Below are 26,675 nucleotides of genomic sequence, written 5' to 3'. Positions count from 1 at the left end.
CATGGAACCCGCACTGCTAGAACTGAGCGGACTGTACCGGCGCTTTCCATCCGGCGAAGAAACCGTCACCGTCCTCAACAATATCAACCTGAAGATCGCCGCCGGCGAAATGGTGGCGCTGGTCGGCCCATCCGGTTCTGGCAAGTCGACGCTGATGAATATCCTCGGCTGCCTCGACCGGCCCAGCAGCGGCAGCTACCACGTCGCCGGCCAGGCTACCGGCGAGATGCAGCCGGATGCGCTGGCGCAGCTGCGGCGCGAGCATTTCGGCTTCATCTTCCAGCGCTATCATCTGCTGCCGGACCTGGATGCCGCGAGCAATGTCGAAATCCCGGCGATCTATGCCGGCAAGCCGGCGGCGGCGCGCAGGCAGCGTGCACATGAGCTGCTGGCGCGCCTGGGCCTGGCCAACCGCAGCCACCACCGGCCCAGCCAGCTGTCCGGCGGCCAGCAGCAGCGCGTCAGCATCGCCCGCTCGCTGATGAACGGCGGTCAGGTGATACTGGCGGACGAACCGACCGGCGCCCTCGACAGCCACAGCGGCCAGGAAGTCATCAAGATCCTGCAGGAACTGCATGCCGAAGGCCATACCGTGATCATCGTCACGCACGACATGCACGTGGCCGAATATGCGCAACGCATCATCGAGATCAGCGACGGCGAAATCATCGCCGACCGTCCTAGCAAAAGCGGCGGCAGCATCGTGTCAGCTCCAGCGCCGGCTGCCGCAGCAAACGTCAGCCGGCCGCAGATCGGCCTGCAGCAGGAGTCGTCCTGGCGCGCCACCGGCGCCAGCCTGGTCGAAGCCTGCCGCATGGCTTTGCTGGCCATGCGTTCGCACCGGCTGCGCAGCTTCCTCACCATGCTGGGGATCATCATCGGCATCGCCTCGGTGGTGTCGGTGGTGGCGCTGGGCGAAGGCTCGCGCCGCCAGATCCTGAAGGACATCAGCTTCCTCGGCACCAACAACATCACGATCTATCCCGGCAAGGACTGGGGCGACGAAAAGGCCTCCGCGCTGCGCACCCTGGTGTCGGCCGATGCCGATGTGCTGGCCCAGCAGCCGTATGCCGACAGCGCCACGCCCGGCGTCACCACGGCGGCCACGGTGCGCTACCGGAACATCTCGGTGAGCGCCTCGCTGCAAGGCGTCGGCGACCAGCATTTCCGCGTGTACGGGATCGAGATGGCGGAAGGGAGATCCTTTACGCCGGACAGCATCCGCCATCAGCTGCAGGAAGTGGTGATCGACCACAACACGCGCCAGAAACTGTTCGGCAGCGGCGGCGATCCTGTCGGACAGGTGCTGATGCTGGGAAATGTCCCGAGCCGCATCATCGGCGTCGCCAAGAAGGAAAAAAGCTCCTTTAGCGGCGGCGGCAGCAGCCTGACCTTGTGGGTGCCCTACACCACTGCACAGAAGCGCATCGTCGGCCAGTCTTCCCTGCAGTCGATCGCGGTGCGCATCAACGATGCCGCCTCGCCTGCCGCTGCCGAGCAGAGCATCGTCAAACTGCTCACCCAGCGCCACGGCAGCAAGGATTTCTACATCCTGAACAGCGACAGCATCCGCAAGACGATCGAATCGACCACCCGCACCATGACCCTGCTGGTGTCGATGATCGCGCTGATCTCGCTGGCGGTCGGCGGCATCGGCGTGATGAACATCATGCTGGTCTCGGTCACCGAACGGATCCAGGAAATCGGCGTGCGCATGGCGGTCGGCGCGCGCCAGGGCGACATCATGCGGCAGTTCCTGATCGAAGCGGTGCTGGTGTGCCTGCTGGGCGGCGTGCTCGGCATCGGCCTGGCGCTCGGCATCGGCGTGCTGTTCGCCAGTTTCGGCGGCAGTTTCCAGATGCATTATTCGCTCACCTCGATCGTGGTCGCCTGCACCTGCTCCACCCTGATCGGCATCATCTTCGGATTTCTGCCCGCCCGCAACGCGGCCCGCCTGGATCCGGTCGAGGCCTTGGCACGAGAATGAAACCTATCCCCATGCGCAATTTCAAGATGACTCTCGGCGTTGCCGCCATCAGCCTGCTGGCTGGCTGCGGCAGCTTGCACACACCCTACCAGCCGCAAGCGCTCAGCATGCCGACCGCCTGGCAGAACCAGCCGATCCCGACTGCCGGCGCCGCTACCCAGCGCGACCGCTGGTGGCGCAACTTCAACGATCCGCAGCTGGATCAGCTGATCGAGCTGGCGCTGGCGCGCAACAACGACCTGGCTGCGGCTGCCATCCTCGTACGGCGGGCGCAGCTGCAAGCCGGCCTCGCCGCCACCAATCCAACCGTCTCGCTAGGCCTGAGCACCAGCAACAGCCGCAACCTGGGTGGTTCATCCAATAATCCGCCAGGCCTTTCCGGTGCGCCGGCCAGCAGCCGCAGCCAGTCGCTGAGCGCAAGCGTCGCCTATGAAGTCGACCTGTGGGGAAAACTGGCCAGCCAGCGCGACGCCGCCCAATGGGAGGCGCTGGCGACGGCGGAAGACCGCGACAGCGCGGCCTTGTCGTTGATCGGCACCACTGCCGGTCTCTACTGGAAAATCGCCAACCTGCAGCAGCGCATCGCCCTTAGCGAGCAAAGCATCGCCTATGTCGCCAGGATCCTGCAGCTGGTGCGCGTGCAATACGACGCCGGCGCCGTGTCCTCCCTGGAAGTGCTGGAAGCCGAACGCTCGCTGGCGTCGCAGCAGGCCGGCCATACGCAGCTGCTGCAAGACATGGTTGAAACCCGCAGCGCGCTGGCGATCCTGTTCGACGGCCCGCCGGAAACCGAGGGCAGCGAACATTACCGGCTGGCCGCCGAGACCCTGCCGGCTGTCGACGCCGGCCTGCCTGCCGAGCTGCTGGCGCGGCGCCCGGATTTGCGCGCGGCGGAACTGCGCCTGCGCAAGACGCTGTCCAGCGCCGACGCCATTCGCACCAGCTACTACCCGACCTTCAGCCTGACCGGCAGCCTCGGCAGCGCCAGCACCAGCCTGCAAAACCTGCTGCAGAACCCGGTAGGCACGCTGGCCTCCAGCCTGACTTTTCCATTCCTGCAGTGGAACCAGATGCAGCTGAACATCGCCGTCTCCAAGATCGATTATGAAAAGGCCTCGGTCGACTTCCGCCAGACTTTCTACAAGGCCTTGCGCGACGTCGAAATCGCGCTGTCCGCACGCAGCCAGTTCCAGGCCCAAGGCCTCAAGCTGGCACAGTCGCTGGCGGCGGCCCGGCACGTCGAAAGCCTGTACCAGGAGCGCTACCGCGCCGGTTCGGTGGCGCTGAAGATCTGGCTCGACGCACAGGAAACCTTGCGCTCCGCTGAGATTGCCATGGCGGACAACAATCTCAACCTGCTCAACAGCCAGGTCAAGCTGTATCAGGCGCTCGGCGGCGACATGAAAATAGCCGCCGCCAGCCCACCGGCTGCGGAGCGGCCGCCCTTACCCTACAACGAGAAATAGGCAGGCCGTTGCGGCTGCCTTATTTTTGCAGCCACTCGCGGACGCGCTGCGGATGCGCATCCAGCCATTGCCTGGCCGCCGCTTCCGGCTTGGCGCCGTTTTCCACCGCCAGCATGACGCTGTCGATCTCGCCCGGCTTCCATGAAAAATTCTTCAGCAAGTCATTGACCGGCTTGGCCTTCGCCGCCAGGCCGGGATTGGCGATATTGTCGACATGTTCGGCTTCGCCGTAGACCTTCTTCGGATCGTCGAGGAACTTGAGTTTCCACTTGGCGAACATCCAGTGCGGCACCCATCCCGTCACCGCGATCGCCTTGTTGTTCCTGATCGAGCGTTCCAGCTCAGCGGCCATGCCGCTGCCCGAGCTTGGCAGCAGCTTGTAGTCCAGGCCGTACTCCTTGATCGCCAGTTCAGTCTTGGTCATGACGCCGGCGCCGGCATCGATGCCGACGATGCGTCCCTCGAAAGCAGCTTTCTGCGCCGGCAAGTCCGCAATGCTGCTGGCATTGACATAAGCAGGCACAATCAGCCCTATCCTGGCGCCAGGATAATTGACGCCCAGATTGACCACCTTGCCCTTCAGCTTTTCATAGTAGGCACCCTGGGTAGCCGGCAGCCACGCCGACATGGTCGCGTCCAGGTCGCCGCGCGCCACGCCCTGCCACATCAGGCCGGCGGAAACCGGAATCAGTTTGACTTCATAGCCGAGATCCTGCCTGATGATTTGCGCCGCGACATAGGTCGTCGCCACGCTGTCGGACCAGCCTTCCACATAGCCGATCCTGATGACCGGCTTAGGTTCAGCATTCACCGCGCCCGTGCTTGCGAGGCATGTCAGTGCGAGGACAAGGCAGCATAGTTTTCGTAGTGGATTCATGGCAGGACTCTTTCAATGTTATTGCAATCAATTGGGGTCAGAGTCGAATTGATTTTCTTCGACTTACTGCTGCTCGTGCTCCGTAACCAGCTAATTGAATTAATTGGGATCGGAGTCGAATTTATTTGCATCGGCTTGCTACGGCTGGCGCTCCGTGGGCCGTCAATTGGGGTCAGAGTAATTTACGACGATGAAACTGTCGTAAAAAAACTCTGACCCCAATTGACTGCGTTTCCGGTGCGCCTTCTTATTTGTCTACTACGAATTAATTGGGGTCGGAGTCGAATTTATTTACATCGGTTTGCTACGACTGGTGCTCTTTGGGCCGTCAATCGGGGTCAGAGTAATTTACGACGATGAAACTGTCGTAAAAAAACTCTGACCCCGATTGACTGCGTGATTGACTGCGTTTCTGCTGCCTTTTCTATTTGTCTACTACGAGGTTGCTTAGCGGTTTGCTGCAGCACAGGAGCACCATGCCTTGGTCGATTTCGCGCTGGCGGATGCCGCCTTTGTGCTGCATGTCGACGCTGCCGGAAACCAGCTTGACTTTGCAGGTGCCGCACATCCCTTGGGCGCAGGACGATGCCAGCCGCACGCCGGCATTGCGGGCGGCTTCCAGCACATGCTGCTGCGGGCCGCAGACGATCTGACGGTTGCTTTTCTGGAAGTTGATTTCGAAACCGGCCAGCGCCGCTGGCTCGCTGCTTGCCGGTGTTGCGCCGCTTTCTGCTCCGCCGATTGCTCCGTTTTCCGCGCTTGCCTGTCCGGCCTCCAGCTGCAAAGTCTCGAAGGAAAAGCTTTCTTCGTGATAGCGCGCGCGGTCGAAGCCTGCTTCATCCAGCATGCTGCGCACCGCCTTCATGTAGGGCGCGGGGCCGCAGACGAAGACTTCGCGCTCCATGAAATCGGGCGCCATCAGTTTCAGCGCCGCCAGCGACAGCATGCCGGTCGGTCCCGGCCAGTCGCGCCGCTGTCCCAGCCGTTCACAGATGAAACGGGTCTTGAAATTCTGCTGGCTGGCGGCGATCAGGCCCAGCTCGCGCTCGAAGATGATGTCGTCCGGCGTGCGCGCGCTGTGCATGAAAACGATGTCGCGGTCGTCGCACAGGTCGTGATGGGCGCGCGTCATCGACATCAATGGCGTGATGCCCGAACCGGCCGACAGGAACAGGTATTTCTCCGCCGGATGGAGCGCGCAGGTGAAATCGCCGGCCGGCCGCAGCACCTTGACCTTGTCGCCTGCTTTCAGGTTATCGTGCAGCCAGTTCGACACCGGCCCGCCCGGCACACGCTTGACCGTGATCGAGATGGCATGCGGCCGTGCCGGCGACGAAGAAACGGTGTAGCAGCGGTTGACGGCTTCGCCATCGATTTCCAGCTCCAGCGTGATGAACTGGCCGGGCTGGAAGATGAAGGCGCTGCCGTCGGGCGTGGCGAAGAAAAAACTCTTGACGTCATGCGTCTCCGTCCGCACCTGGCAACATACCAAGGTATCCTCGCTCTCGCTGTTCCACGGCGGCGGCATGGCGTCCCAGAAATTCCGGCGATTCAGTTTATTTGTTTCCATGACCGGTCCCGGCAGCATTTCGGCTTTCAATCCATTCTCCGCAGCAGGCTCACTGAAGCAGCCTCGGGCGCGGCCAAGCCTGCCTGCAGACGGCCGATGTACCAGGTGCAGAATTTTTCCACCAGGCCTTCCGTAAACGGCGAATAAGGGCCGGGCTGATAGGCGCTGCTGCGCGCCCCCTGCTGCGACAGCTCGACCAGCCGCTTGTCCTGGTCGTTGGTGGCGTTCCACACCGCCGTCAGGTTATCCAGCTGATAGTCGATGCCTTCGCGCGCATCCTTGTGCACCAGCCATTTGGTGCGCACCAGCGTGCGTTCCGCCGACAAGGGCAGGACCGAAAAACTGACAATATGATCGCTCATGAAGTGATGCCAGGAATTCGGCTGGGTCCAGAACGACAGGCCGCCCAGGTCGGCGCGTTTGAACTGCCCCAGCAGCATCCCGCAGGCGACCTTGCCATCGAGCGTCTGCGATTCGCCAGCGCGGTCCAATGGCAGGCGCTGCGTGCGGAAACCGCTCACCAGCTCGTCCAGGCGCTCGATCTCGGCCGACGGCAGGCCGCCGCGCTCCCATTCGGCGCAACGCTCCGCGGCCAGGCGATTGAACTCGCCGATCTGCTCGGCGTTGCCGGGCGCGGTCTGGTAGCCGAAGCCGAATTCAAACAAGGACGCCGTCAGTTCCGGATGGTTGGTCGCGCAGTGGTAGCACTCGCGATTGTTTTCCATGGTCAGCTTCCAGTTGCCCTCTTCGATCAGGTCGACCTGCTTGGCGATCTTGCAATCCTGCAGGCCGTGCGGCAGCAGATACGGCGCCATGGCTGCGCGCATCACCGAAAAATCTTCAGGCGGATGTTCCGCCAGGCAGATGAAGATCAGCCCTGCCAGGTTTTCCACGTGCACCGGCTTGAGACTGTGCTTGCAGCGGTCGAATTTCTCGCCCATGTGTTCGGCATAGATCAGCTCGCCACCCAGGTTGTAAGTCCATTGATGATAGGGACAGACCAGGTTGCCGACCGAACCCTTGTGCTCGGAACACAGGCGCGCGCCGCGGTGGCGGCAGACGTTGTGATAGGCGCGCACCGCCATGTCGTCGTCGCGCACCACCACGATGGAATTGAGGCCGATCTCGACCGTCACGTAGTCGCCCGGCTCGGGAATATCCGGATCGACCGCGACATGGATCCAGTGCTTGCCGAAAATCTCCCGGACATCCATCTCGAAAATTTCCGGGCTCAGGTAAAACGGCGCATCCAGGCTATGGCCCGGCAGGCGTTCGGCGATCAGTGCTTGGATCTCTTTGGATACTTTCAATTTTTTCTCCATGTGGTGCATGTATGGAACCGCCGCAATTGCAAACGTATTTGCAAACGCATCTGCAAACTAATAATCGACCAGGCGATGCTCGCGCAAATAAGCCAGCACCGCCTGCGCCTTGTCAGCCGCACTGCCCTCCTGCAGCACCTTGCCGCCTCGGCTTTCGGCCACGGTGGCCGCCTGCATGCGCGCATGGCCGGAACGCTTCTCGGGCGCCGCCAGCTTGCGCGGCAAGGCTTTGGCGGCTTCGACCTGCCATTCCTCGCCGGCATCGCTCGTCTCCCCAGGAAAAACCTGGCTGCTGATGCGGCCGGCACGCAGCCTGGCATAGGCATAACGCAAGCGGGACGGCGCCAGCGGATGCACCGTCAGCAAAGCCGGCAGCGGCAAGGCGACCTCGCGCCGCCGTCCTTTCGGCAAGAACTGCTGGGCGACGATGGCATCGCTGCCCGGCGTCACCGCAATCACCCCGGCCAGCAAAGGCAGGTTCAGCCGCGCGGCCAGCCGATAAGGCAGCATGCCGCTGGCTTCGCCGCTCTCGGCGCGGCTGCCGCACAGCACCAGGTCGTAGGCTTGCAATTGCTCCTGCAAGGCCGGCAATACGTCCTGCGCCGCAGCCGTTTCGATCACGCTGATCCTGGCCGCGCCCAGCGCCAGATACTCGGGCAGCGCAGGATTGCCGGCCTGGCCGGCATGGATCACATCGATGCTGGCATCGGCCGCTTGCTGCGCCAGTTCGCTCGCCAGTCCGAGCGCGGCGGCGTCGTTGCGGCTGTAGCGCGGCACGCCGCTGACCGGGTGCCGGCCTATCGATACCAGTACGGCAATCCGCTTGATAGCCTGCTGCCTCATGGTGCTGCCTCCACCGCGCGGGCTTGCCTGACCTGTTGCAGCAAAGCTGACATCAGTTCCTGCGCGTCGCCGATGATGCTGAGATCGGCGCGCTTGATCATGGGGGCGCTGGCGTCCAGGTTGACCGCGATCACATGGCGGCAATCCTTGATGCCCTGCAGGTGCTGGACCGCGCCTGAAATACCGAAGGCCAGGTAAGCGCTGGCGCTGACCGTCTTGCCGGTGGCGCCGATCTGCTTGTCGCGTTCGAACTTACCGTCGTCGACCGCAACCCGGCTGGCGCCCACCGCGGCGTCCAGCACCTGCGCCAGCGAGTTGAACAGTGCGACATCGCCGACGCCATTGCCTGCCGAAACGATGAAATCGGCTTCATCCAGCGCCATTTGCGAAGCCGCCATGGTTTTGACGCCGAGGTCGGTAAATGCTCCTGCTGGAGCGTTGCTGGCCGCGACGCCGAGCGTAGCGGCGAGCTGCTCGTCCCGCTGCCCGCGCCCAAGGAAGGGCAAGCGCGCATCCACGGCATCGGCTTCCAGCAGCACGATTGCCGTCAGTTCGCGGCGCGCCATCAGGCTGCCTTGCTGCCTATAGACCGCCAACCCTTCTTGCTTGATCTCCACCACGTGCGTGGCGATGCTGGCCACGCTCATGGCCGCCCCCAGGCGCCGTCCCAGGTCGCTGTCGGCGACGCCGTTATCCGGCATGAACACATGCGCTGGCTGCAATTCTTTGAACAAGGCGGCCAGGGCCGCCAGCTCCGCTTCCGGCGCAAACAGATGACTGCCGTATTGCGGCAGGACGATGCAGCGGTCGGCGCCGAGGGCGGCCGCATCGTCGTTCAGCTCGCCGAACACCAGCAGCACCACTTCCGTGACGCCATCCGCCAGCAGGGCAGCAGCGGCCACTGCCTGCCGCGCATGTTCGTCAAGGCTGCCGCGGTCGCTGTGCACCACCGCCAGCAGGTATTTTGCCAGCCGAGCATCGGCTGCCAGGCGCTGCGGCTTGATCGGATGCTGCGCCGGCGCGGGCGGAAGCGCTTGCAGATCAAGGCCTGCAGCGCCCGTCTGTCCCAGCACGATGCGCTTCAAGCCGTCGGCATTGAGCGTGAACGGACGACGCGGATCTATCCGCCTGATGCCTGCTGTTGCCATGGTGGTTGCCATCTTCAATGCTCCAATGCAGCGGCCAGCAGTTCGGCGATATCGCGCACCTCGGGGCGCGGTCCCACGACGCCTTCCAGCATCGCGGTGCAGTTCGGACAAGCCACCACCACCGTATCGGCGCCTACCGTGCGCGCATCGTGGATGCGGATGTCGGGAATGCGCTGCTTGCCGGGGATATCGGTGAGCGGCGCGCCGCCGCCACCGCCGCAGCAGCGGCCGCGCATGCCGTGACGCTCCATTTCGTGCAGCGGCAGGCCCAGCAGTTTCAACAGTTCGCGCGGCGCTTCGGTTTCGCCGTTATAGCGGCCCAGGTAGCAGGGATCGTGATAGGTGAAACGCTGATCGCTGTCGGCGGCTGCGCGCGGCTTGAGCTTGCCTTCGCTGACCAGCGATGCCATGAAGCCGGTGTGATGCAGCACCTCGTAGCGCCCGCCCAGCGCCGGATATTCGTTGCGCAAGCAGTGCATGACATGCGGATCGGCCGTCACAATCCGCCTGAAGGTGAACGCCGACAGCTGCGCAATCATCTGCTGCGCCAGGTTCTGGAAGGTGGCTTCATCGCCAAGGCGGCGGGCGACATCGCCGCAATCGCTTTCCAGCGAACCAAGCACGGCGAAATCGACCTGCGCGGCTTGCAGCACCTTGACCAGTGCGCGCAGGCTGCGCTGGTAACGCATGTCGAAGCCGCCTTCGCCCACCAGCAGCAGCACGTCGACCGGCTGGCCGGCGCTGATCCGCCGGACATCCAGGTCGAGCGCCCAGTTGTAGCGCGCCCCAAGGTCGTAGCCGCCGGCGCTGCCGGTTTCACGCAAATTGGCCAGCACTTCCGGTCCTTTGCCCGGCACGGCACCGAACTGCAAGGTTTGATGGCGGCGCAGATCGACGATGGCGTCCACATGCTCGATCAGCATCGGACACTCCTGCACGCAGGCGCGGCAGGTGGTGCAGGACCACAGCGTGTCGCTGGAAATCAGGCCGGGTACGATCGCCTCCAGCGGGCTGCCTTGATGGCCGCCGAGCGGGATGCCGGGATAAGGACTGCCGGCGAAACCGGCGTCGCTGCCGCCTGCCATGCCGGTCACCATGTCCTGGATCAGCTTCTTAGGATTCAAGGGCTGGCCGGCGGCAAACGCCGGGCAGGCGGCTTCGCACTTGCCGCACTGGACGCAGGCATCAAAGCTCAGCAACTGGTTCCAGCGGAACTCGATCGGTTTGCCGACGCCCAGCTCGCCCTGTTCCAGCTGCAAGGACTTGAGCGCGGTAGTCGGGGCGCCGCCGGCGGTTTTATTGAAGCGTTCCGGACGTGGATGAAAGGCCAGGTGCAGCAAGCCGGCCAGCGCGTGCTTCATCGGACCGCCGCGGGCAGCGCCGACAGTCAGGGTCCAGGCGCCCAGGCCCAGCAAGACCACGGTCGCCAGCGCGCTGGCACCGGAGACAAATTGCAGTGGGACAAAGCCCAGCGCCAGCATGCCCAGCGCAAACGCGGACAGCATCCATGGCAGCCGCATCCAGGCGCCGCGCGACAGCCGCGCCGGCGGCGTGCGGCGGCGATGCCAGACGAACAGCACGCCCACCAGCATCAGCAGCGCGAACAAGCCGATTGCGGTATTCAGGGCTGGCGCATACAGCATCAAGCCGTAGTTGACCGCCACCAGCGCCATGGCGGCGATGGCGCCGCCGGCGGTGGCCACGTGGGTGCGGGCAATGTACGGATCGCGCGCCACCACATGGTGCAGGTCAACGAAATAGCGCTTGGGGATGGCCAGCAAGCCTGGCCAGGCCACCGGCGCTGCACGGCCTGCGCGCCACAGGGCAGCCCGCCGCGCCATGCCCGCCGCCAGCCCCGCCAGCGAAAGCCAGAACAGGACCGTGATGAACAGATTGAGAGAAGAAGCCGCCGCGCTCATGGTCAGAAGTCTTTGCACAGGCGCAGCGAATCGTAGATCGCGGCGTGGATGTTATGCATGGAGATGCAGTCGCCGACCCGGAACAGCAGGAAACGGCCGTCGCCCAGCGTTTCCGACAGAGCCGGCTGCGGCTCGGCGGCGAACAGCTTGTGGACGTCGGTCTGGCCGCGGTTGAGCGATTGCGGCTTGAGCGACCAGTACAGCTGGTCGTTGGGCAGGATGCCGTTTTCAATCACCACCTGGTCCACCACCCGCTCCTCCTGCAGCTCGGTGTACTCGTTGCGCAGCACTGCCACCTTCTTGCCGCCTTCGGCATAGACCCGGTCCAGCCAGTAGTTCGGCGTCGGAATCACGCCCTGGGCATACAGGCGGCGATAAAAAATCGGGAAGGTGGTGCCGCCGGTGTCGTCGGCGATCTTGACGTCGGGCGTGACGATTTCCACCAGGCTGCCGCGGCTGGCCAGGAAATCGGCGACGCCGAAGCCGGCGTGGGTGCTGATGCCGTCATACACCAGCACGTTCTTGCCCGGTGCGACCCGCCCTTGCAAAATGTCCCAGGAGCTGACCGACAAACCCTCGGCGATGCCCCATGCCGCAACCTGGCCGGTGTAGTTGCTGCCGCCGGTGGCCAGCACCACGATATCGGGCTGTTCAGCCATGATCATGGCTTCATCGGCATTGACGCCCAGCCGGCGGTCGACGCCGAGACGCCTGGTTTCCATGTCAAACCAGCGCACAATGCCGGCCATCTGTTCGCGCTGCGGCGCCTTGGCGGCCAGGTTGATCTGGCCGCCGACCGCTTCGCTGCGCTCGAACAGAACCACCTCATGGCCGCGCTCGCGCGCCACGCGCGCCGCTTCCAGCCCGGCCGGACCGGCGCCGACCACCACCACCTTGCGCTTAGGTCCGCGGCTGCTGGCAATCTGGTGCGGCATGCTCTGTTCGCGCGAGGTGGCGGCATTCTGCACGCACAATACATCGAGGCCGTTGTACTGGCGGTCGATGCAATAATTGGCGCCGACGCACTGCTTGATTTCGTCTTCGCGGCCGTCGCGGATCTTGATCACCATGTACGGATCGGCGATCTGCCCGCGCGTCATGCCGACCAGGTCCACCATGCCGGTCGACAGTATGCGTTCCGCCTGGCCGGCGTCGCGTATGCTTTGCGCGTGCATCACCGGCACGCTGGACACTGCCTTGATGCCGGCCGCCAGGTGCACGAAAGGTTCCGGCGGCAAGGCCATGGGCGGCATGCAATTGGCCAGCGTGTTGTGGGTATCGGCGCCGGAGCCGACCACGCTCAGGAAATCGATCAGGCCGCTGGCAGACATCGCCTGCGCAATCTGCTTGGCGGTTTCGTGATCGACGCCATCCTCATGGAATTCATCGCCGCACATGCGCAGGCCGACGCAAAAATCCTTGCCGACCGCTTCCCGCACCGCCGTCAACACTTCGATGCCGAAGCGCATGCGGTTTTCCAGGCTGCCGCCGTACTCATCGCTGCGCTGGTTGACGCGCGGGCTCCAGAACTGGTCGATCAGCTGCTGGTGGGCGGCGGAAATCTCGATGCCGTCCATGCCGGCTTGCTGGACTCTCTTGGCGGCGGCGGCGAAGTCGGCGACGATGCGGCGGATTTCTTCGATCTCGATGATCTTGGCGTTGCCGCGATGGACCGGCTCGCGGATTCCCGACGGGCTGACCAGGTGCGGCCAGTTCTCGCCATGCCATGCCGTGCGGCGCCCCATGTGGGTGGCCTGGATCATGATCTTGGCGCCGTGCCGGTGCATCGCTTCCGCCAGCCGCGACAAAGGCTCGATCACTTTGTCGGTAGTCAGGTTGACCGATTTCCACCAGCCTTGCGGGCTGTCGATGGACACCGTGCTGGAGCCGCCGCAGATCGCCAGGCCGAGGCCGCCCTTGGCTTTTTCCTCGTAGTAGCGGATATAGCGTTCGCCGGGCAAACCGCCTGCTTCCGCATAGACTTCGGCATGTGCGGTGCTGACTACGCGGTTGCGCAGGGTTACCTGGTTCAGGGTCAGCGGCGAAAACAAAGTGGGATAGCGCATGATCGGTTTTGGCCCTAGGCGGAAAGCGGTGTAACCGTGAAGACGCAATGCGCGTGTCCTTCGCCGCCGCACTGGGTTTCGCTGCACGCCGCGCGGCGCGGATTGCCGGTGGTGTCGGACACCCAGTCCATGGCGCCGGCGAACCAGCCGGCGAACATGTAGCACAGCTTGCCTTGCGCTTCGGGCTGCTGCAGCACGAACGATGAATTGGCCAGCCTGATGCTGGCGCTGGCATTGGCGGCATCGACCTCGGTAAAGGAGAACAGGCCCCAGCCGCGTTGCGACAGGCGTTTCAGGTAGTGCTTGTAGACGTCGAGGCCGGACATGCCATGCTGCCGGGCCTCCTTTTCGCACCAGTAATAGGCGGACTTGTGGCCGGCGTCGTACAGGATCTGGGCATATTTTTCGCGCCCGAGCGCCGCTTCCACCGCGGTATGGTTATTGGTGAAAAAATGGCGCGGCACGTACAGCATCGGCAGCTTGTCGGTAGTCCAGACGCCGGTCTCGGCATCGACTTCAATCGGCAATTGTGGTTGCATCGCTACTCCTCGGTATTTAGGTAGAGCTGTCAGGCGGCCCAGACTTCGCCGAACACCCGCAGCCAGTTTTCGCCCAGCACCTTGCGTATGCGACTTTCCTTCCAGCCGGCGCGTTCCATGGCCGTGGTCAGGTTGGGGAAATCGCCGATGGTGCGGAAGCCTTCCGGGTTGATCACCGTGCCGAAATCGGTCAGGCGGCGATGGCGTCCCTTGTCGTGCGTCAGCCATTCGAAGAAAGGCTTGCCGTAGCCTTGCGTGAAATCGGTGCCGATGCCGACGCAGTCGTCGCCGACCAGCTTGATGATGTAATCGAAGGCTTCCACATAGTCGTCGACATTGGCGCTGCTGCCGCGCTTGAGGAAAGGCGGGAACATGGTGACGCCGATGAAGCCGCCGTGGTCGGCGATGAACTTCAGCTGCTCGTCGCTCTTGTTGCGCGGATGCTGCTTCAGGCCGGACGGCAGGCAATGCGAATAGCACACCGGCTTGTTCGACGCCAGGATCGCTTCGGTGGAGGTATTGCCGCCGACATGCGACAGATCCACCATGATGCCGACCCGGTTCATCTCGGCGATCACTTCGCGGCCGAAGCCGGACAGACCGCCGTCGCGCTCGTAGCAGCCGGTGCCGATCAGGTTCTGCGTGTTGTAGCAAAGCTGCACCACCCGCACGCCCAGCTCTGCGAACACTTCGATATAGCCGAGATTGTCTTCAAACGCATGGGCGTTCTGGAAACCGAGGATGACGCCGGTGCGCCCTTCCTGCTTGGCGCGCTTGATGTCGTCGACGCCGCGCACCAGGGTCAACAGGTCGGCGTTGTCGCGGATAAGGTTCTTCATGTCGACCACGTTGCCGACCGTGCCCTGGAAGTTCTCCCACACCGAGATGGTGCAGTTGACGGCGCTCAGGCCGCCTTTCTTCATGTCTTCGAATACCGGCCGCTCCCACTTGGAGATGTTCAGGCCGTCGATGACCAGGCTTTGCTGATGGAGGTTGCTCATGCTTGCTCCTTTACCTTAATAGATAGGGAAACGCTTGCACAGCGCCTGTACTTCAGCCAGCACCTTTTGCTCGACCTCGGCATCGCCTTCCGGCTTGCGCGCCAGGGCGTCGAAGATCTCTACCGTCAGGCGGCCTATGGTGCGGAACTCATCGACGCCGAAGCCGCGCGCGGTGCCGGCCGGCGTGCCGAGACGGATGCCGGAAGTGACGGTCGGCTTTTCGGTATCGAAGGGAATGCCGTTCTTGTTGCAGGTGATGCCGGCGCGCTCCAGCGCATGCTCCACCTGCGTACCCTTCAAGCCCTTGGGACGCAAATCGACCAGCAGCAGATGGTTTTCGGTGCCGCCGGTGACCAGGTCGACGCCGCCGGCCAGCAGCACCTCGCCCAGCGCCTTGGCGTTGGCGACCACCTTGCCGATGTATTCCTTGAACTCCGATTCCAGCGCCTCGCCGAAGGCCACCGCCTTGCCTGCGATCACGTGCATCAGCGGGCCACCCTGCAAGCCCGGGAATACGGCCGAATTGATTTTCTTGGCGATGTCTTCGTCGTTGGTCAGCACGAAGCCGCCGCGCGGGCCGCGCAAGGTTTTGTGGGTCGTCGAAGTGACGACATGCGCATGCGGCACCGGGCTCGGATGATGGCCGGTCGCCACCAGGCCGGCGATATGCGCCATGTCGACCATCAGCAGCGCATCGACGCTGTCGGCGATGGCGCGGAAGCGGGCGAAATCGAGCTGGCGCGGATAGGCCGAGTAGCCGGCGATGATCAGGCGCGGCCTGTGCAGCCTGGCCAGCGCTTCGACTTCCTCATAGTCGATCAGATAGGTGTCGCGGCTGACGCCGTACTGCACCGCGTTGAACCACTTGCCCGACATAGCCGGCCGCGCGCCGTGCGTCAGATGGCCGCCGGCGTCCAGCGACATGCCAAGCACCGTCTCGCCCGGCTTGACCAGCGCCAGCATGACGGCGCCGTTGGCCTGGGCGCCGGAATGCGGCTGCACGTTGGCGAACCTGGCGCCGAACAGCTGCTTGACGCGCTCCAGCGCCAGGGTTTCCACCTGATCGGCGAATTCGCAGCCGCCGTAGTAGCGCTTGCCCGGATAACCTTCGGCGTACTTGTTGGTCAGCACCGAGCCCTGCGCTTCCAGCACCGCGCGCGAGACGATGTTTTCCGAGGCGATCATTTCGATCTGGTTTTGCTGGCGCTGCAGTTCGAGGTCGATAGCGCGCTTAATCGGCGCGTCGCGTTCCGCCAGCGACTGGGAAAATGCGGGAAGTGTCATTACGAGATCCTGGAAAGGGAGATGCGTCAATCGGGCTAACTCTTGACATCATTCTTCTCCCAAGCCTTTGGCCGCTATTGACTTGATCTGACGGGAACCTTTCAATTTGCGACATTGCTGTCACTTTTAGCCAAGCGCCGTTTTCGACGCCTGCTGACGCCGCTTGCGCCGAAATGGATCGCGTGCACAAAAAGCGGGATCGCCACGTGGCCGTTTGTATATTTATTGCTATCGATCGCACGCAGATGATCACGCATTGCCCGCTATCCGAAACGCCGGGCAGCATAGTCCTGCGCCGCGCGAATCCAGGCGGCAATTGGTCCTGCGGCGGATGGCGAGGCGGCGTCCGTTCGGCTTGGCATGCTTATTGCGACGCACAACCGAAAGCGTTTGTTAGTTCGGCCATTTCAACGTTACATTGTCCATCGCTGATGTTTGCCAACGGAGCAGGTCATGTCTCAAAGCACTTCCAATTCCTTCACCCACTTTGCTTTCATGCCGCTCAATAGCTTTACGATGCTGGCATTTTCAAATGCCATCGAAGTATTGCGCATGGCGAATTACCTGGAAGGAAAGCCGCTCTACCGCTGGTCCATCATCAGCCCCGAAGGCGGCCCCGTGAGCGCCAGCAACGGCCTCGCCGTCACCACCATGCGCGCCGACCAATGCCCGGCTGCCGATGCCGTCTTCGTCTGCGGCGGCACCCAAATCGCCAGCGCCATCAACAGCGCCACCTTGGACTTGCTGAGAAACCTGGCGCAACAAGGGATAACCTTGGGCAGCCTGTGCACGGGCGCTTTCGCGCTGGCCGAAGCCGGACTGCTGGACGGTTATACCTGCGCCACGCACTGGGAAAACCTGTCGTCGATGAAGCGCTCTTATCCCGCGGTTGCGTTCGCCCCTGACCTGTTTGTGGTGGACCGCGACCGCATCACCTGCACCGGCGGCATTGCGCCGCTGGACATGATGCTGAACCTGATTTCCGGACAAGTCGGGAAAACCACGATTGCCGCGATTGCCGACCAGTTCATCCTGGAACATGTGCGCGACCACAAGGACCAGCAGCGGGTGCCGCTGACGGTGCGCATGACCTCGGCCCGGCCGGCCATGGTGGAAGTGGTGTCGCTGATGGAAGCCAATATCGAAGAACCCTTGTCGCTGGATGAACTGGCGCAGCTGTCAAACTCGTCGCCGCGCCAGCTGCAGCGCATGTTCAAGGAACACATGGGCATGTCGCCCACGCATTACTATCTGACGCTGCGCCTGCGCAAGGCCAGGGAACTGCTGCGCCAGACCGACATGTCCATCCTCAGCATCACCGTCGCCTGCGGCTTCCAGTCCGCCTGTCACTTCAGCAAGACCTACCGCGAAGTATTCAGCGTTGCGCCCAGCACCGAACGCCGCCAGCAAGCAACAGTCCCGGCAGCACTTCTCGCAGCCCAAAACCGGCACCCCGCCGCATTCGTATAGCACAAATTAAATTGGGGTCAGAGTCGAATTTTTGTTCTTCAAAAAATTCGACTCTGACCCCAATTTAACGGACCACGGAGCCGTGGCCGTTGCGCACACAAGAAACTGGCTTACCCTTGGGAAGACTTCTCCCACAAATTAATCCCGCCATCCTGCGCCTGCACATCAATCGCCGCCAGCTCTTCCTTGGAAAAATCCAGCCGCGCCAGGGCCGCTACGTTTTCCCGGATCTGCGCCGGGCTGCTGGCGCCGATCAAGGTCGTCGTCACGCGCGGATCGCGCAGCACCCAGGCCAGCGCCATCTGCGCCAGGCTTTGCCCGCGCGCCTTGGCGATCTCATTCAAGGCCCGCACCCGCGCCAGGTTCTCAGGACTCAGATGCGCCTGCTGCAGGGAACCGCCGCCTTCGCGGTTGATGCGCGCATCCTGCGGAATCCCGTTCAGGTATTTATCGCTCAATAAACCCTGCGCCAGCGCGGTAAAGGTGATGCAGCCCATGCCTTCCTGCTGCAGCGTATCCAGCAAACCCTGCTCGATCCAGCGGTTCAGCATGTTGTAGGAAGGCTGGTGGATCAGGCAAGGCACTTTCCAGTCGCGCAGCAGCTGCGCCGCTTCCGCCGTCTTGGCCGGCGAGTAGGAAGAGACGCCGACATACAGCGCCTTGCCCTGCTGCACGGCGGTCGCCAGCGCGCCCATGGTTTCTTCCAGCGGCGTCTCCGGATCGAAGCGGTGCGAGTAAAAGATATCGACGTAGTCCAGCCCCAGGCGCTGCAGGCTCTGGTCGAGGCTGGCCAGCACGTATTTGCGCGAACCGCCGCCCTGGCCGTACGGCCCCGGCCACATGTCCCAGCCGGCCTTGGACGAGATGATCAGCTCGTCGCGGTAAGGCCGCAAGTCTTCCTTCAGGATGCGGCCGAAATTGGTTTCGGCGCTGCCGTACGGCGGCCCGTAGTTGTTGGCCAGGTCGAAATGGGTGATGCCGAGGTCGAAGGCGGTATGCACCATCTCGCGCTGGCGCGCCAGCGAGGTGGTGTCGCCGAAATTGTGCCAGAGCCCCATCGACAACAACGGCAGCTTGAGGCCGCTGCGGCCGCAAAAACGGTACTGCATGTCGTCGTAGCGCTTGCTTGATGCGTGATAACTCATGACTGATTGTTCCTTTAAACGATGGTCTCTTTGAAAATCCTGCTTTACCGGCAGGACGATTCTACAGAGCTATTTCCCGCCCTGCCGAGAGCGCCCCGCCGGCATTCGTCCCAGTCTCCGAAAACAAAACGAGGCATTTTTCAAAAGCTTTTAAGAAATTACATAACTATAATTGCGAATGATTATCATTTATATATAATGACGGCTATTACAAAAATAAAATTAACTATAAGCAACTCGGTGAGGATAAGGTTTTGAAAAAACGATTAGTAGGAATATGTTCGCTCGTGCTGACGCACGGCGCGATGGCAGCGGATCTGCCGACACAGTCAAACAACAACGCCGCGGCAGCCGAAAACGTGCTGCCCACGGTCTCTGTCAAAGCCAGCCGGGATGGCGGTAATCCGGCCGAAAACGGCTACCAGGCGAAACGCGCTTCCGTCGCCAGCCGCAGCGACGCTGCCCTGATCGACGTGCCGCAGGCGGTCAGTGTTGTCACCTCCCAGTTCCTGCAGGACCGCCAGCCGAGCAGCCTGGCGGAATCGCTGGATACGGTCTCCGGCATCCGCATGGGCAATACGCTGGGCGGCACGCTGGACGCCATCATCAAGCGCGGCTTCGGCGACAACCGCGACAACTCCATGCTGCGCGACGGCATGCTGTCGGTCCAGCCGCGCAATTTCACCCCGACCACTGAGCGCATCGAAGTGCTGAAAGGGCCCTCCTCCATGCTCTATGGCAGCATGGATCCGGGCGGCGTGATCAATGTCATCAGCAAGAAGCCGCTGCTGGAAAACCAGCGTTCCGTCATGCTCAGCGGCTCCAGCTACGGCGGCATCAGCGAACAGATCGACCTGACCGGACCGATCGGCGATTCCGGACTGGCTTACCGGCTGATCGCCGACCATCAGCGCAACAACTATTGGCGCAATTTCGGCGAAACCACGCAGTCGGTGGTGGCGCCGTCGCTGGCCTGGTATGGCCGCGACACCACGCTGTCGTTCGCCTACGAGCACATGAATTATTCGGTGCCGATCGACCGCGGCACCATCATCGATCCGCGCACCGGCAATCCGGTGGCAACGCCCAAGGAACGCCGCTTCGACGAAGCCTACAACGTCTCGGCCGGCCGTTCCGACGCCGTCAACCTGCGCTTCGACCACAAGCTCAACGCCGACTGGACCCTGCACGGCGGCTACGGCTTCAGCCGCAGCTATTACAACGACTGGCAGGCGCGCGTGCTGTCAGTCAACTATGCCACCGGCGCCGCCACCCGGCGCGTCGACGCCACCCAGAACGGCGTGCAGTCGGCGCACACACTGACCTTGAACCTGGAAGGAAAATTCAACTGGGGCGATGTGCGCCACGACATCGTCGGCGGCGTCGACTACATGCGCAACTACCGCGTACTGGGCGATCTTTATCGCGGCCCGAGCAACACCCAGTTCAACATCTACAACCCGGTCTACGGCCAGCTGACGCCTGCCGGCAGCAAGATCAGCCCGGCCGACAGCGACCAGACCGACAAGCTGATCTCGCGCGGCGTATTCCTGCAGGACTCGATCCACCTGGATGAACGCTGGATCCTGCTGGCCGGCGCCCGCTACGAATATTTCAACGAACTGACCGGCAAAGGCCGTCCCTTCATCGTCGGCAGCAAGGTCGCCGCCGGACGGGCGACGCCGCGCGCCGGCGTGGTCTACAAGCTGGCGCCGGACTGGTCGATGTACGCCAGCTACAGCGAATCGTTCAAGCCGAATACTTCGATCGCCACGCCGATCGGCGAGCTGCCGCCGGAACTGGCCAAGGGCTATGAGATCGGCTCCAAGCTGGAAACCGAAAACCTGACGGCGACGCTGGCGGTATTCGATATCCAGAAGCGCAACATCCAGACCACCGAAACCATCAACGGCATCAACTACACCCGCAATGCCGGCAAGGCGCGCTCGCGCGGCCTGGAGTTCGACGCCACCGGCCGCATCAGCAAGAACCTGAGCCTGGTCGGCAGCTATGCCTACACCGAAGCGCGCTACGCCGACGACCCCAAGCTGGCCGGCAATCCCTTGCCGAACACGCCGAAGCATACGGCTTCGCTGTACCTGACGCGCGATTTCGGCATCTCGCGTCTTGGCCCGGTCGAAGGCCGCGTCCGCGCGGGCGCCGGCGCCCGCGTGTTCAGCAGCCTGCCGGTGGGCGACGGCAGCGGCAAGGTCTACCACCTGCCTTACGGCCGCGTGATGGATGCGTTCGTGTCGTGGAACACTTTGATCGAAGGCCAATCGGTAGACTGGCAGTTCAACGTCAAGAATCTTTTCGATTCGACTTATTACACCGCCAGCTGCTGCAGCGGCACGCCCTTCGTCAATATCGGCGCCGGCCGCGAGTTGGCGCTCAGCGCCAAGCTCAATTTCTGAGGATGACAGCCATGTCTGTGTATTCAAGAACGCTGCTGGCTGCCGCGCTGTCATGCTGCGCCGGCGCGGCGATGGCGGAGCTGGATCCCGGCCTGCCTGAGTATCAGGCGCGCAGCGTGCAACTGCCGGCCCAGGCCAGCTACCTGGATGAGCAAGGCGCCATCCGCATCGGCGGCGCCGAGCACGCGCAGTTCGTGATCGACCGCTTCAATGCCTTGTTCGCCAGCAGCCATCCAGGCCTGCGCTTTGCCGGCCACATCAAAGGCACCACCGCCACCATGCCGCTGCTGACATACGGGCGCATGCTGTTCGGTCCGATGGGACGCGGCGCCAATGCGGCCGAGCTGGAAGCCTATGAAAAAGCCGTCGGCGCACCGCCGCTGGAAATCCGCATCGCCCATACCTCCGACGACGCGCAGCAGGAGATGTCGTACTCGATCGGCATCTACGTCAACCGCGTCAATCCGGTCGAACGCCTGAGCGCACGCCAGGTGGCGCGCATCTTCAGCAACGGCAATCCGGAAGGCGACCTTTCCCACTGGGGCCAGCTGGGCGCCGGCGGCGACTGGAAGGAACGCGCCATCCACCCTTTCGGCACACCCGAATACACCGGCATGGGCACCTACATGCAGGCCGGGCCGCTGCAAGGACGCACTTTCACGCCGGCCTACGAACAATGGGGCAGCACCGAAACCATCCTGAAACGGCTGGAACAGGATCCGGCCGGCATTGCGTTTGCCGCCATCGGCCATGAAAACGCCGCACTCAGGCAGCTCGCCATTGTCTCCGAAGACGGGCGCAGCGAAACGCGCGGCAGCCGTCAGGAAGTCGCCGCCGGCAGCTATCCATACGGCCGCTATGTGTATTTCTATCTGCGGCGCGAACCCGGCAAAGCGCTCGACCCGGTCGCAAAGGAGTACCTGCGCCTGGTGCTCTCGCGCCAGGGCCAGGAAATCATCGCCAGCCAGGCCGGCGGGTATATTCCCTTGTCGGCGGCGGAAGTCCTTGCTGAATTGCGCAAGCTGGATTGACGCTTGCCATGTCCCATTTCTTTCGGTATTCCATGAACATCAGCTCACGCATGCGCACATCGGTGCCGCAGGCAGTATCCGTCGTTTTTTCACTATGTCTTTTAGCGTTAGCGGCAAGCTCCGCTGCCATGTCGGCTCCCGAGCCAGACAAGCTGAGCGCGGCAGCCGCCTCAAACCAGCCGCAACGCGATGCAGTACGCTTGACCCTGGCCGGCGCCGAGGGCACGTCGGATCTGTTCACACAGATCAACGCCATGTTCGCCGGTACGCAACCGGCGGTGCGCATCGACATGGCGCTCAAGGGATCCGTCACCGGCTTGCCGGCGCTGACCGCTGGCGCCGCCTCCATCGTCGTAGTCACCCATGAAGCAAGCGCCGCCGAAATCGCCGCCTTCCGGCAAGTCTGGGGCTACGCGCCGTTCCTGCTGCGCATCGGCTACGCCGGCTACGGCCAGAACGCGCCCGCGGTCTATGTCAACCGGCGCAATCCCCTGCCCGGCCTGAGCATGCAACAACTGGCCCGGGTATTCACCGCGGGCGCCGCCGCCGGCAACATCAATTTCTGGTCGCAACTGGGATTGAAAGATAGCTGGCAACAGCGCCGCATCCATCTGTACGGCCTGCGCGACGACGGCGGCAGCGCCACGGTGTTGCGCACCGGGCATCTCGGCAAGCACTCGTACGCTTCGCACTACGAGGCGCTGGACAGCCGGCAAGCGGTATTGGCCGCAGTCGCGGATGATCCTTACGGGATTGCCTTGCTCGCTCCGGGCGACACCGCTGCGCTGCCGGAATTGCTGCGCATATTGCCCTTGTCGGCGGCTGATGGCACGGCTGCCGTCACGCCGTCTCGCGACAATGTAGCCTCGGGAAAATATCCGCCGGCGGTGTATGTGCAGCTGTATCTGAACCGGCCTCCGGCTCAGCCGCTGGACGAACAGTACAGGAATTACCTGAAGCTGATCCTGTCGCCCGCCGGGCAAAACCTGATGGCCGGCGCCGCCGGCAGCAAGACTGGATACCTGCCTTTGTCGGCGGACGATTTGAAGAAGGAAATCAAGAAGCTGGACTAATACAGCAGCCGACGGCTACGACGTCTGCAACTGGCCGGCAGACGCACGCTCCGGCCGATGCATAAACACCGTGAGCGTATCGCGCTGCGGCGGCACACCGATCTGCGCAAGGATACGGCCGACCGCGCCGCGATGGTAATTGCCATGCGTGAGCACATGCATCAGCATTTCGGCACGCGACATCCGCCCCGGCGAGCCGTCGACGAAAATGAAGTCGACGGTTTCATCAAGCTCCGCTTCGCTCAGGCCGCCCGCATACGCCAGCAGCCAGCCATCGGTCTCGCGCACCGCCGCGCGCAGATCGGCAAGCGCAGGAGTAGCCGGCGTATTCAAGCCCTTGTAGTCGTGCGGCAGGCGCTGCAGATTGGCTTCAAATATGCGGTCCACCACGTAGGCATGATTCAGGATGCGCGTCGCGTCATGCTTTTCGCGCTCGTGCGCATCCTGCGGCAAAGCGCTGACGGCGGCAAACAAGGTGTCGTTGGCCCAGGCTTTGTATTCAAACAGGGTAGTAAACAGGTTTTTTGCGTTCATGATGGCTGGCGTCGTCTGGCGATGAAAGATTGGGGAAATTCTATCGGGTTTTCTCCATCCTTACATTTTCTCCCCGATCACGATCCGACGGGCCAAATCCCGCCAAATTCGCCGCCTCCCCGCCGGATGCCCTACAATCTCGCCATGAGTCATTTAACTATCCTATTGCCATTCGGCCTGCCTCCACCGGAACTGGCGCGCGATTTATTGCGCGAATTGAAGCTGCCCGCCCTTGCCACGCTGATGGCGCGCGCAAAAAATCAGCATTCCCGTCGAGAGTTCGACGATTTTGCACGCGCCCTGCCGCATGAAATGTGGCTAAGCTCGCAATTTCCCCTGCCGCCGTTTTCTCCTGCGAGTCCCGAGCAAGGACATGACGCACATAACAGCCCTGCCCTGGCCTGCGCCGCCATGCGCGCGCTGGGCCTGCCGGCGGAGCAAGGCGCGTGGTTCATGCTGCACCCGGCACACATCCATATCGCCCGCGATCACCTGGTGCTGACCGATATCCGCCAGATCGGCCTGTCCGAGTCGGATTCGCGTGAACTGTTCGATGCCGCGGCGCCGCTGTTTGCCGAAGTTGACCGCGAACTGGTCTACGGCAGCGCCAACACTTGGTTCATGCGCGCCGACGACTGGCAGGGGCTGCTTACCTCGACGCCGGACGCCGCTTGCGGCCATAACATCGACATCTGGATGCCGCAAGGCGAAGGCGCCCGCGCCTGGCGCAAGCTGCAGAATGAAGTGCAGATGCTATGGTTCGCCCATCCCCTGAACGAACGCCGCCAGATGCAAGGCCGTCAGGCAGTCAACTCCCTGTGGCTATGGGGCGGCTCGCCGGCTGCAGCGTCAAGCGCCGGCCAGCGCGAGGTATTCAATCTGCCGGACGGCTTCAACGGTCTCGGCCAGTATGCCAAGGCTGCCCGCACCAATGCCGGCGCAGCCGATGTCATCGCCGCCAAGCCTGAAAAAGGCCTGCTGACGCTGGACCCGCTGATCCAGCCGGCCCTCACCGGCGAATGGTCGAGCTGGCTGGAACAGCTGAAAGCCATGGAAAGCGCCTGGTTCGCACCCTTGCTGCAAGCCATGCAACAGGGGCGTCTGGATAGCCTGTCCCTCGTCATTACCGACAGCAGCCACGTGCTTGAACTGAGCACCAGCCGCTTCGCGTTAAAAAAATTCTGGCTCAAGCCAACCCTCGACAGATTGCTGCCATGACCCGTATCGCCACCCGCCCCTATTCCTTCCGCGACTCCGAACGGCTGCACCAGAGCGGCGTCCATCCGGTGCTGGCCCGCGTCTACAGCGCGCGCGGCCTGCTTGACGTCAAGGAGCTGGAAAGCGAACTGACGGCGCTGATCCCGCCCGCCGGCCTGCTGCACATCGACGCCGCCGCCAGCTTCCTGGCCGACGCCATTGCCGCGCAAAAGAAAATGGTGATCGTCGCCGACTACGATTGCGACGGCGCCACCGCCTGCGCAGTCGGCCTGCGCGGCTTGCGGCTGCTGGGCGCCAACATCGATTTCATCGTGCCGAACCGCTTCGAATACGGCTACGGCCTGACGCCGGAGATCGTCGAACTGACCGCGCGCGAGAAATCACCCGACATCATCGTCACGGTCGACAACGGCATCGCCAGCATCGACGGCGTGGAAGAAGCCAACCGGCGCGGCATCGAGGTGGTGGTCACCGACCATCACTTACCGGCCGACACCTTGCCGGCGGCGCGCGTCATCGTCAATCCCAACCAGCCGGAATGCGGCTTTCCCAGCAAAAACCTGGCGGGCGTCGGCGTCATGTTCTATGTCTTGCTGGCGCTGCGCGCAGAAATGCGCAAGCGCGGCGTGTTCGACGCCAAGAGCCAGCCGAAACTGGACGTGCTGCTGGACCTGGTGGCGCTCGGCACCGTGGCCGACGTCGTCAAGCTGGACGCCAACAACCGCATCCTGGTGGCGCAAGGCTTGAAGCGCATGCGCGCCGGCCGCATGCATGCCGGCATTGCCGCCCTGTTCCGCGCCGCCGGGCGCGAGGCGCGCCGCGCCACGCCTTTCGACCTGGGCTTTGCACTGGGACCGCGCCTGAATGCGGCCGGCCGCCTGGCCGACATGGCGCTCGGCATCGAATGCCTGACCACTGACGACGAAGGCCGCGCCTGGGCCATCGCTCAGCAGCTCGATGCCATCAACCGCGAGCGGCGCGACATCGAAGCCGGCATGCAGGATACCGCGCTGGCCTTGCTGGATGATTTCAAGCCGCAAGACAGCACCACCATCAGCGTGTTCGACGCCTCATGGCATCAGGGCGTGATCGGCATCGTGGCGTCACGCCTGAAGGACAAGTTCTATCGGCCGACGATTACCTTTGCGCCGGGCGGCGAAGGCTTGATCAAGGGCTCGGGACGCTCGATTCCCGGCTTTCATCTGCGCGATGCGCTGGACCTGGTGTCCAAGCACGCACCCAGCCTGATCCAGAAATTCGGCGGCCATGCAATGGCTGCCGGACTGACTATCCGCGCCGACGCGTTTGAAGCCTTTGCCGAGGCCTTTGAAAAAGTCGGGCGCGAGTGGCTGGGCAAGAGCCAGCTGGAACGCGTGGTGGAAACCGACGGCCCGCTGGAAGATGCCTACTACACCACGCAGTTCATCGAGCTGATGGATGGCCAGGTGTGGGGTCAGGGCTTTGCGCCGCCGCTGTTTTGCGATGAGTTCCGAGTGGTCAGCCAGCGCATCCTGAAGGAGAAGCACCTGAAGCTGCTGCTGGAGCGCAATGGCACACGCTATGACGCGATCTGGTTCGGCCATACCGATGAGCTGGGCAGCAAGGCTAAGGTGGCGTTCCGGTTGGATGCGAACGAATATAACGGCGTGACCAAGGTGCAGCTGATGGTGGAGCACGCGGAACCGATGTAGGTTGGCGGATGCAAATATTTGTACTCCGTAGTCCGCTAAATGGGGTCAGAGTCGAATTTTTGTTCTTCAAAAAATTC

At 63.0% G+C, this 26,675-nt stretch carries 21 protein-coding genes; 8 read left to right on the top strand and 13 right to left on the bottom strand.

Annotated features, from left to right (window positions below):
• The first annotated feature begins 1 nt into the window (after position 1).
• Positions 2-1,987 (top strand): MacB family efflux pump subunit, encoded by a 1,986-nt coding sequence (locus KHU30_RS19540; RefSeq protein ID WP_211444283.1) that lies wholly within the window; start codon positions 2-4, stop codon positions 1,985-1,987.
• Positions 1,984-3,453, top strand: a complete 1,470-nt coding sequence (locus KHU30_RS19535) for an efflux transporter outer membrane subunit (RefSeq protein ID WP_230427481.1) — start codon at positions 1,984-1,986, stop codon at positions 3,451-3,453. The genes KHU30_RS19540 and KHU30_RS19535 overlap by 4 nt, the downstream gene beginning before the upstream one ends.
• A gap of 19 nt (positions 3,454-3,472) precedes the next feature.
• On the opposite strand, the gene KHU30_RS19530 is transcribed toward KHU30_RS19535, so the two are convergent.
• From KHU30_RS19530 to KHU30_RS19480, 11 genes are all read right to left on the bottom strand, one after another.
• Complete coding sequence (locus tag KHU30_RS19530; protein WP_211444282.1) at positions 3,473-4,330, bottom strand: glycine betaine ABC transporter substrate-binding protein; 858 nt, start codon at positions 4,328-4,330, stop codon at positions 3,473-3,475.
• Positions 4,331-4,754: 424 nt separating this feature from the next.
• The gene (locus KHU30_RS19525; protein ID WP_230427480.1) at positions 4,755-5,900 is read right to left on the bottom strand and encodes a hybrid-cluster NAD(P)-dependent oxidoreductase; all 1,146 of its coding nucleotides are present in this window, start codon (positions 5,898-5,900) and stop codon (positions 4,755-4,757) included.
• Between the two features lie 26 nt (positions 5,901-5,926).
• A complete protein-coding gene (locus KHU30_RS19520) occupies positions 5,927-7,231 on the bottom strand; it encodes an aromatic ring-hydroxylating oxygenase subunit alpha (RefSeq protein ID WP_211444281.1) in 1,305 nt (434 codons plus the stop codon).
• 48 nt (positions 7,232-7,279) lie between these two features.
• Positions 7,280-8,065, bottom strand: a complete 786-nt coding sequence (locus KHU30_RS19515; protein ID WP_211444280.1) for an electron transfer flavoprotein subunit beta/FixA family protein — start codon at positions 8,063-8,065, stop codon at positions 7,280-7,282.
• The gene (locus tag KHU30_RS19510; RefSeq protein ID WP_230427479.1) at positions 8,062-9,225 is read right to left on the bottom strand and encodes an electron transfer flavoprotein subunit alpha/FixB family protein; all 1,164 of its coding nucleotides are present in this window, start codon (positions 9,223-9,225) and stop codon (positions 8,062-8,064) included. Before KHU30_RS19510 ends, KHU30_RS19515 begins: the two co-directional genes overlap by 4 nt.
• A 2-nt stretch (positions 9,226-9,227) precedes the next feature.
• The gene (locus KHU30_RS19505) at positions 9,228-11,132 is read right to left on the bottom strand and encodes a (Fe-S)-binding protein (protein ID WP_211444487.1); all 1,905 of its coding nucleotides are present in this window, start codon (positions 11,130-11,132) and stop codon (positions 9,228-9,230) included.
• A gap of 2 nt (positions 11,133-11,134) precedes the next feature.
• Positions 11,135-13,198 carry an NADH:flavin oxidoreductase gene (locus tag KHU30_RS19500; protein WP_211444279.1) on the bottom strand — a complete coding sequence of 688 codons (2,064 nt, stop codon included), beginning with the start codon at positions 13,196-13,198 and terminating at the stop codon, positions 11,135-11,137.
• Positions 13,199-13,212: 14 nt separating this feature from the next.
• On the bottom strand, positions 13,213-13,737 hold the full coding sequence (locus KHU30_RS19495; RefSeq protein ID WP_211444278.1) for a DUF5943 domain-containing protein: 525 nt from the start codon (positions 13,735-13,737) through the stop codon (positions 13,213-13,215).
• Positions 13,738-13,766: 29 nt separating this feature from the next.
• A complete protein-coding gene (locus KHU30_RS19490) occupies positions 13,767-14,738 on the bottom strand; it encodes a dipeptidase (RefSeq protein WP_211444277.1) in 972 nt (323 codons plus the stop codon).
• 15 nt (positions 14,739-14,753) lie between these two features.
• The gene (locus KHU30_RS19485; RefSeq protein WP_211444276.1) at positions 14,754-16,022 is read right to left on the bottom strand and encodes a serine hydroxymethyltransferase; all 1,269 of its coding nucleotides are present in this window, start codon (positions 16,020-16,022) and stop codon (positions 14,754-14,756) included.
• Positions 16,023-16,123: 101 nt separating this feature from the next.
• Positions 16,124-16,279: a hypothetical protein gene (locus KHU30_RS19480; RefSeq protein WP_211444275.1), complete on the bottom strand. Its 156-nt coding sequence runs from the start codon at positions 16,277-16,279 to the stop codon at positions 16,124-16,126.
• 196 nt (positions 16,280-16,475) lie between these two features.
• On the opposite strand from KHU30_RS19480, the gene KHU30_RS19475 reads away from it, so the two are divergent.
• A complete protein-coding gene (locus KHU30_RS19475; RefSeq protein ID WP_211444274.1) occupies positions 16,476-17,492 on the top strand; it encodes a GlxA family transcriptional regulator in 1,017 nt (338 codons plus the stop codon).
• Between the two features lie 110 nt (positions 17,493-17,602).
• On the opposite strand, the gene mgrA is transcribed toward KHU30_RS19475, so the two are convergent.
• Positions 17,603-18,637, bottom strand: coding sequence for an L-glyceraldehyde 3-phosphate reductase (gene mgrA / locus KHU30_RS19470; protein ID WP_211444273.1), 1,035 nt, complete (start codon positions 18,635-18,637; stop codon positions 17,603-17,605).
• A 254-nt stretch (positions 18,638-18,891) separates the two neighbouring features.
• Between mgrA and KHU30_RS19465 the strand changes: the two genes are divergently transcribed.
• The 3 genes from KHU30_RS19465 to KHU30_RS19455 all read left to right on the top strand — a co-directional run bounded on the left by KHU30_RS19465 (position 18,892) and on the right by KHU30_RS19455 (position 23,155).
• Entirely contained in the window at positions 18,892-21,051 is a 2,160-nt protein-coding gene (locus tag KHU30_RS19465; RefSeq protein WP_211444272.1) for a TonB-dependent siderophore receptor, read from the top strand.
• A gap of 11 nt (positions 21,052-21,062) precedes the next feature.
• Complete coding sequence (locus KHU30_RS19460; RefSeq protein ID WP_211444271.1) at positions 21,063-22,082, top strand: PstS family phosphate ABC transporter substrate-binding protein; 1,020 nt, start codon at positions 21,063-21,065, stop codon at positions 22,080-22,082.
• Positions 22,083-22,210: 128 nt separating this feature from the next.
• A complete protein-coding gene (locus tag KHU30_RS19455) occupies positions 22,211-23,155 on the top strand; it encodes a PstS family phosphate ABC transporter substrate-binding protein (protein ID WP_211444270.1) in 945 nt (314 codons plus the stop codon).
• Between the two features lie 15 nt (positions 23,156-23,170).
• Here the strand turns inward: KHU30_RS19455 and KHU30_RS19450 are convergent, their stop codons facing one another.
• Positions 23,171-23,689: a DinB family protein gene (locus KHU30_RS19450; protein WP_211444269.1), complete on the bottom strand. Its 519-nt coding sequence runs from the start codon at positions 23,687-23,689 to the stop codon at positions 23,171-23,173.
• Between the two features lie 144 nt (positions 23,690-23,833).
• Here KHU30_RS19450 and KHU30_RS19445 point away from each other — a divergent pair, with 144 nt between their 5' ends.
• Entirely contained in the window at positions 23,834-24,907 is a 1,074-nt protein-coding gene (locus KHU30_RS19445) for a hypothetical protein (protein ID WP_211444268.1), read from the top strand.
• Positions 24,904-26,598 (top strand): single-stranded-DNA-specific exonuclease RecJ, encoded by a 1,695-nt coding sequence (gene recJ / locus KHU30_RS19440; RefSeq protein ID WP_211444267.1) that lies wholly within the window; start codon positions 24,904-24,906, stop codon positions 26,596-26,598. Before KHU30_RS19445 ends, recJ begins: the two co-directional genes overlap by 4 nt.
• Positions 26,599-26,675 lie beyond the last annotated feature (77 nt).

The organism is Collimonas humicola, from assembly GCF_018304945.1.
GTDB lineage: Bacteria > Pseudomonadota > Gammaproteobacteria > Burkholderiales > Burkholderiaceae_D > Collimonas > Collimonas humicola.
Note: the sequence above shows the minus strand (reverse complement) of the source record. Positions and strands in the feature narration are given on the sequence as shown.

Excerpts from the sequence above, each read along its gene's own strand:
- KHU30_RS19540 (WP_211444283.1), top strand. The coding sequence starts at position 2 with ATGGAACCCGCACTGCTAGAACTGAGCGGACTGTACCGGCGCTTTCCA.
- KHU30_RS19535 (WP_230427481.1), top strand. The coding sequence starts at position 1,984 with ATGAAACCTATCCCCATGCGCAATTTCAAGATGACTCTCGGCGTTGCC.
- KHU30_RS19530 (WP_211444282.1), bottom strand. The coding sequence starts at position 4,330 with ATGAATCCACTACGAAAACTATGCTGCCTTGTCCTCGCACTGACATGC.
- KHU30_RS19525 (WP_230427480.1), bottom strand. The coding sequence starts at position 5,900 with ATGGAAACAAATAAACTGAATCGCCGGAATTTCTGGGACGCCATGCCG.
- KHU30_RS19520 (WP_211444281.1), bottom strand. The coding sequence starts at position 7,231 with ATGCACCACATGGAGAAAAAATTGAAAGTATCCAAAGAGATCCAAGCA.
- KHU30_RS19515 (WP_211444280.1), bottom strand. The coding sequence starts at position 8,065 with ATGAGGCAGCAGGCTATCAAGCGGATTGCCGTACTGGTATCGATAGGC.
- KHU30_RS19510 (WP_230427479.1), bottom strand. The coding sequence starts at position 9,225 with ATGGCAACCACCATGGCAACAGCAGGCATCAGGCGGATAGATCCGCGT.
- KHU30_RS19505 (WP_211444487.1), bottom strand. The coding sequence starts at position 11,132 with ATGAGCGCGGCGGCTTCTTCTCTCAATCTGTTCATCACGGTCCTGTTC.
- KHU30_RS19500 (WP_211444279.1), bottom strand. The coding sequence starts at position 13,198 with ATGCGCTATCCCACTTTGTTTTCGCCGCTGACCCTGAACCAGGTAACC.
- KHU30_RS19495 (WP_211444278.1), bottom strand. The coding sequence starts at position 13,737 with ATGCAACCACAATTGCCGATTGAAGTCGATGCCGAGACCGGCGTCTGG.
- KHU30_RS19490 (WP_211444277.1), bottom strand. The coding sequence starts at position 14,738 with ATGAGCAACCTCCATCAGCAAAGCCTGGTCATCGACGGCCTGAACATC.
- KHU30_RS19485 (WP_211444276.1), bottom strand. The coding sequence starts at position 16,022 with ATGACACTTCCCGCATTTTCCCAGTCGCTGGCGGAACGCGACGCGCCG.
- KHU30_RS19480 (WP_211444275.1), bottom strand. The coding sequence starts at position 16,279 with ATGCGTGATCATCTGCGTGCGATCGATAGCAATAAATATACAAACGGC.
- KHU30_RS19475 (WP_211444274.1), top strand. The coding sequence starts at position 16,476 with ATGTCTCAAAGCACTTCCAATTCCTTCACCCACTTTGCTTTCATGCCG.
- mgrA (WP_211444273.1), bottom strand. The coding sequence starts at position 18,637 with ATGAGTTATCACGCATCAAGCAAGCGCTACGACGACATGCAGTACCGT.
- KHU30_RS19460 (WP_211444271.1), top strand. The coding sequence starts at position 21,063 with ATGTCTGTGTATTCAAGAACGCTGCTGGCTGCCGCGCTGTCATGCTGC.
- KHU30_RS19455 (WP_211444270.1), top strand. The coding sequence starts at position 22,211 with ATGTCGGCTCCCGAGCCAGACAAGCTGAGCGCGGCAGCCGCCTCAAAC.
- KHU30_RS19450 (WP_211444269.1), bottom strand. The coding sequence starts at position 23,689 with ATGAACGCAAAAAACCTGTTTACTACCCTGTTTGAATACAAAGCCTGG.
- KHU30_RS19445 (WP_211444268.1), top strand. The coding sequence starts at position 23,834 with ATGAGTCATTTAACTATCCTATTGCCATTCGGCCTGCCTCCACCGGAA.
- recJ (WP_211444267.1), top strand. The coding sequence starts at position 24,904 with ATGACCCGTATCGCCACCCGCCCCTATTCCTTCCGCGACTCCGAACGG.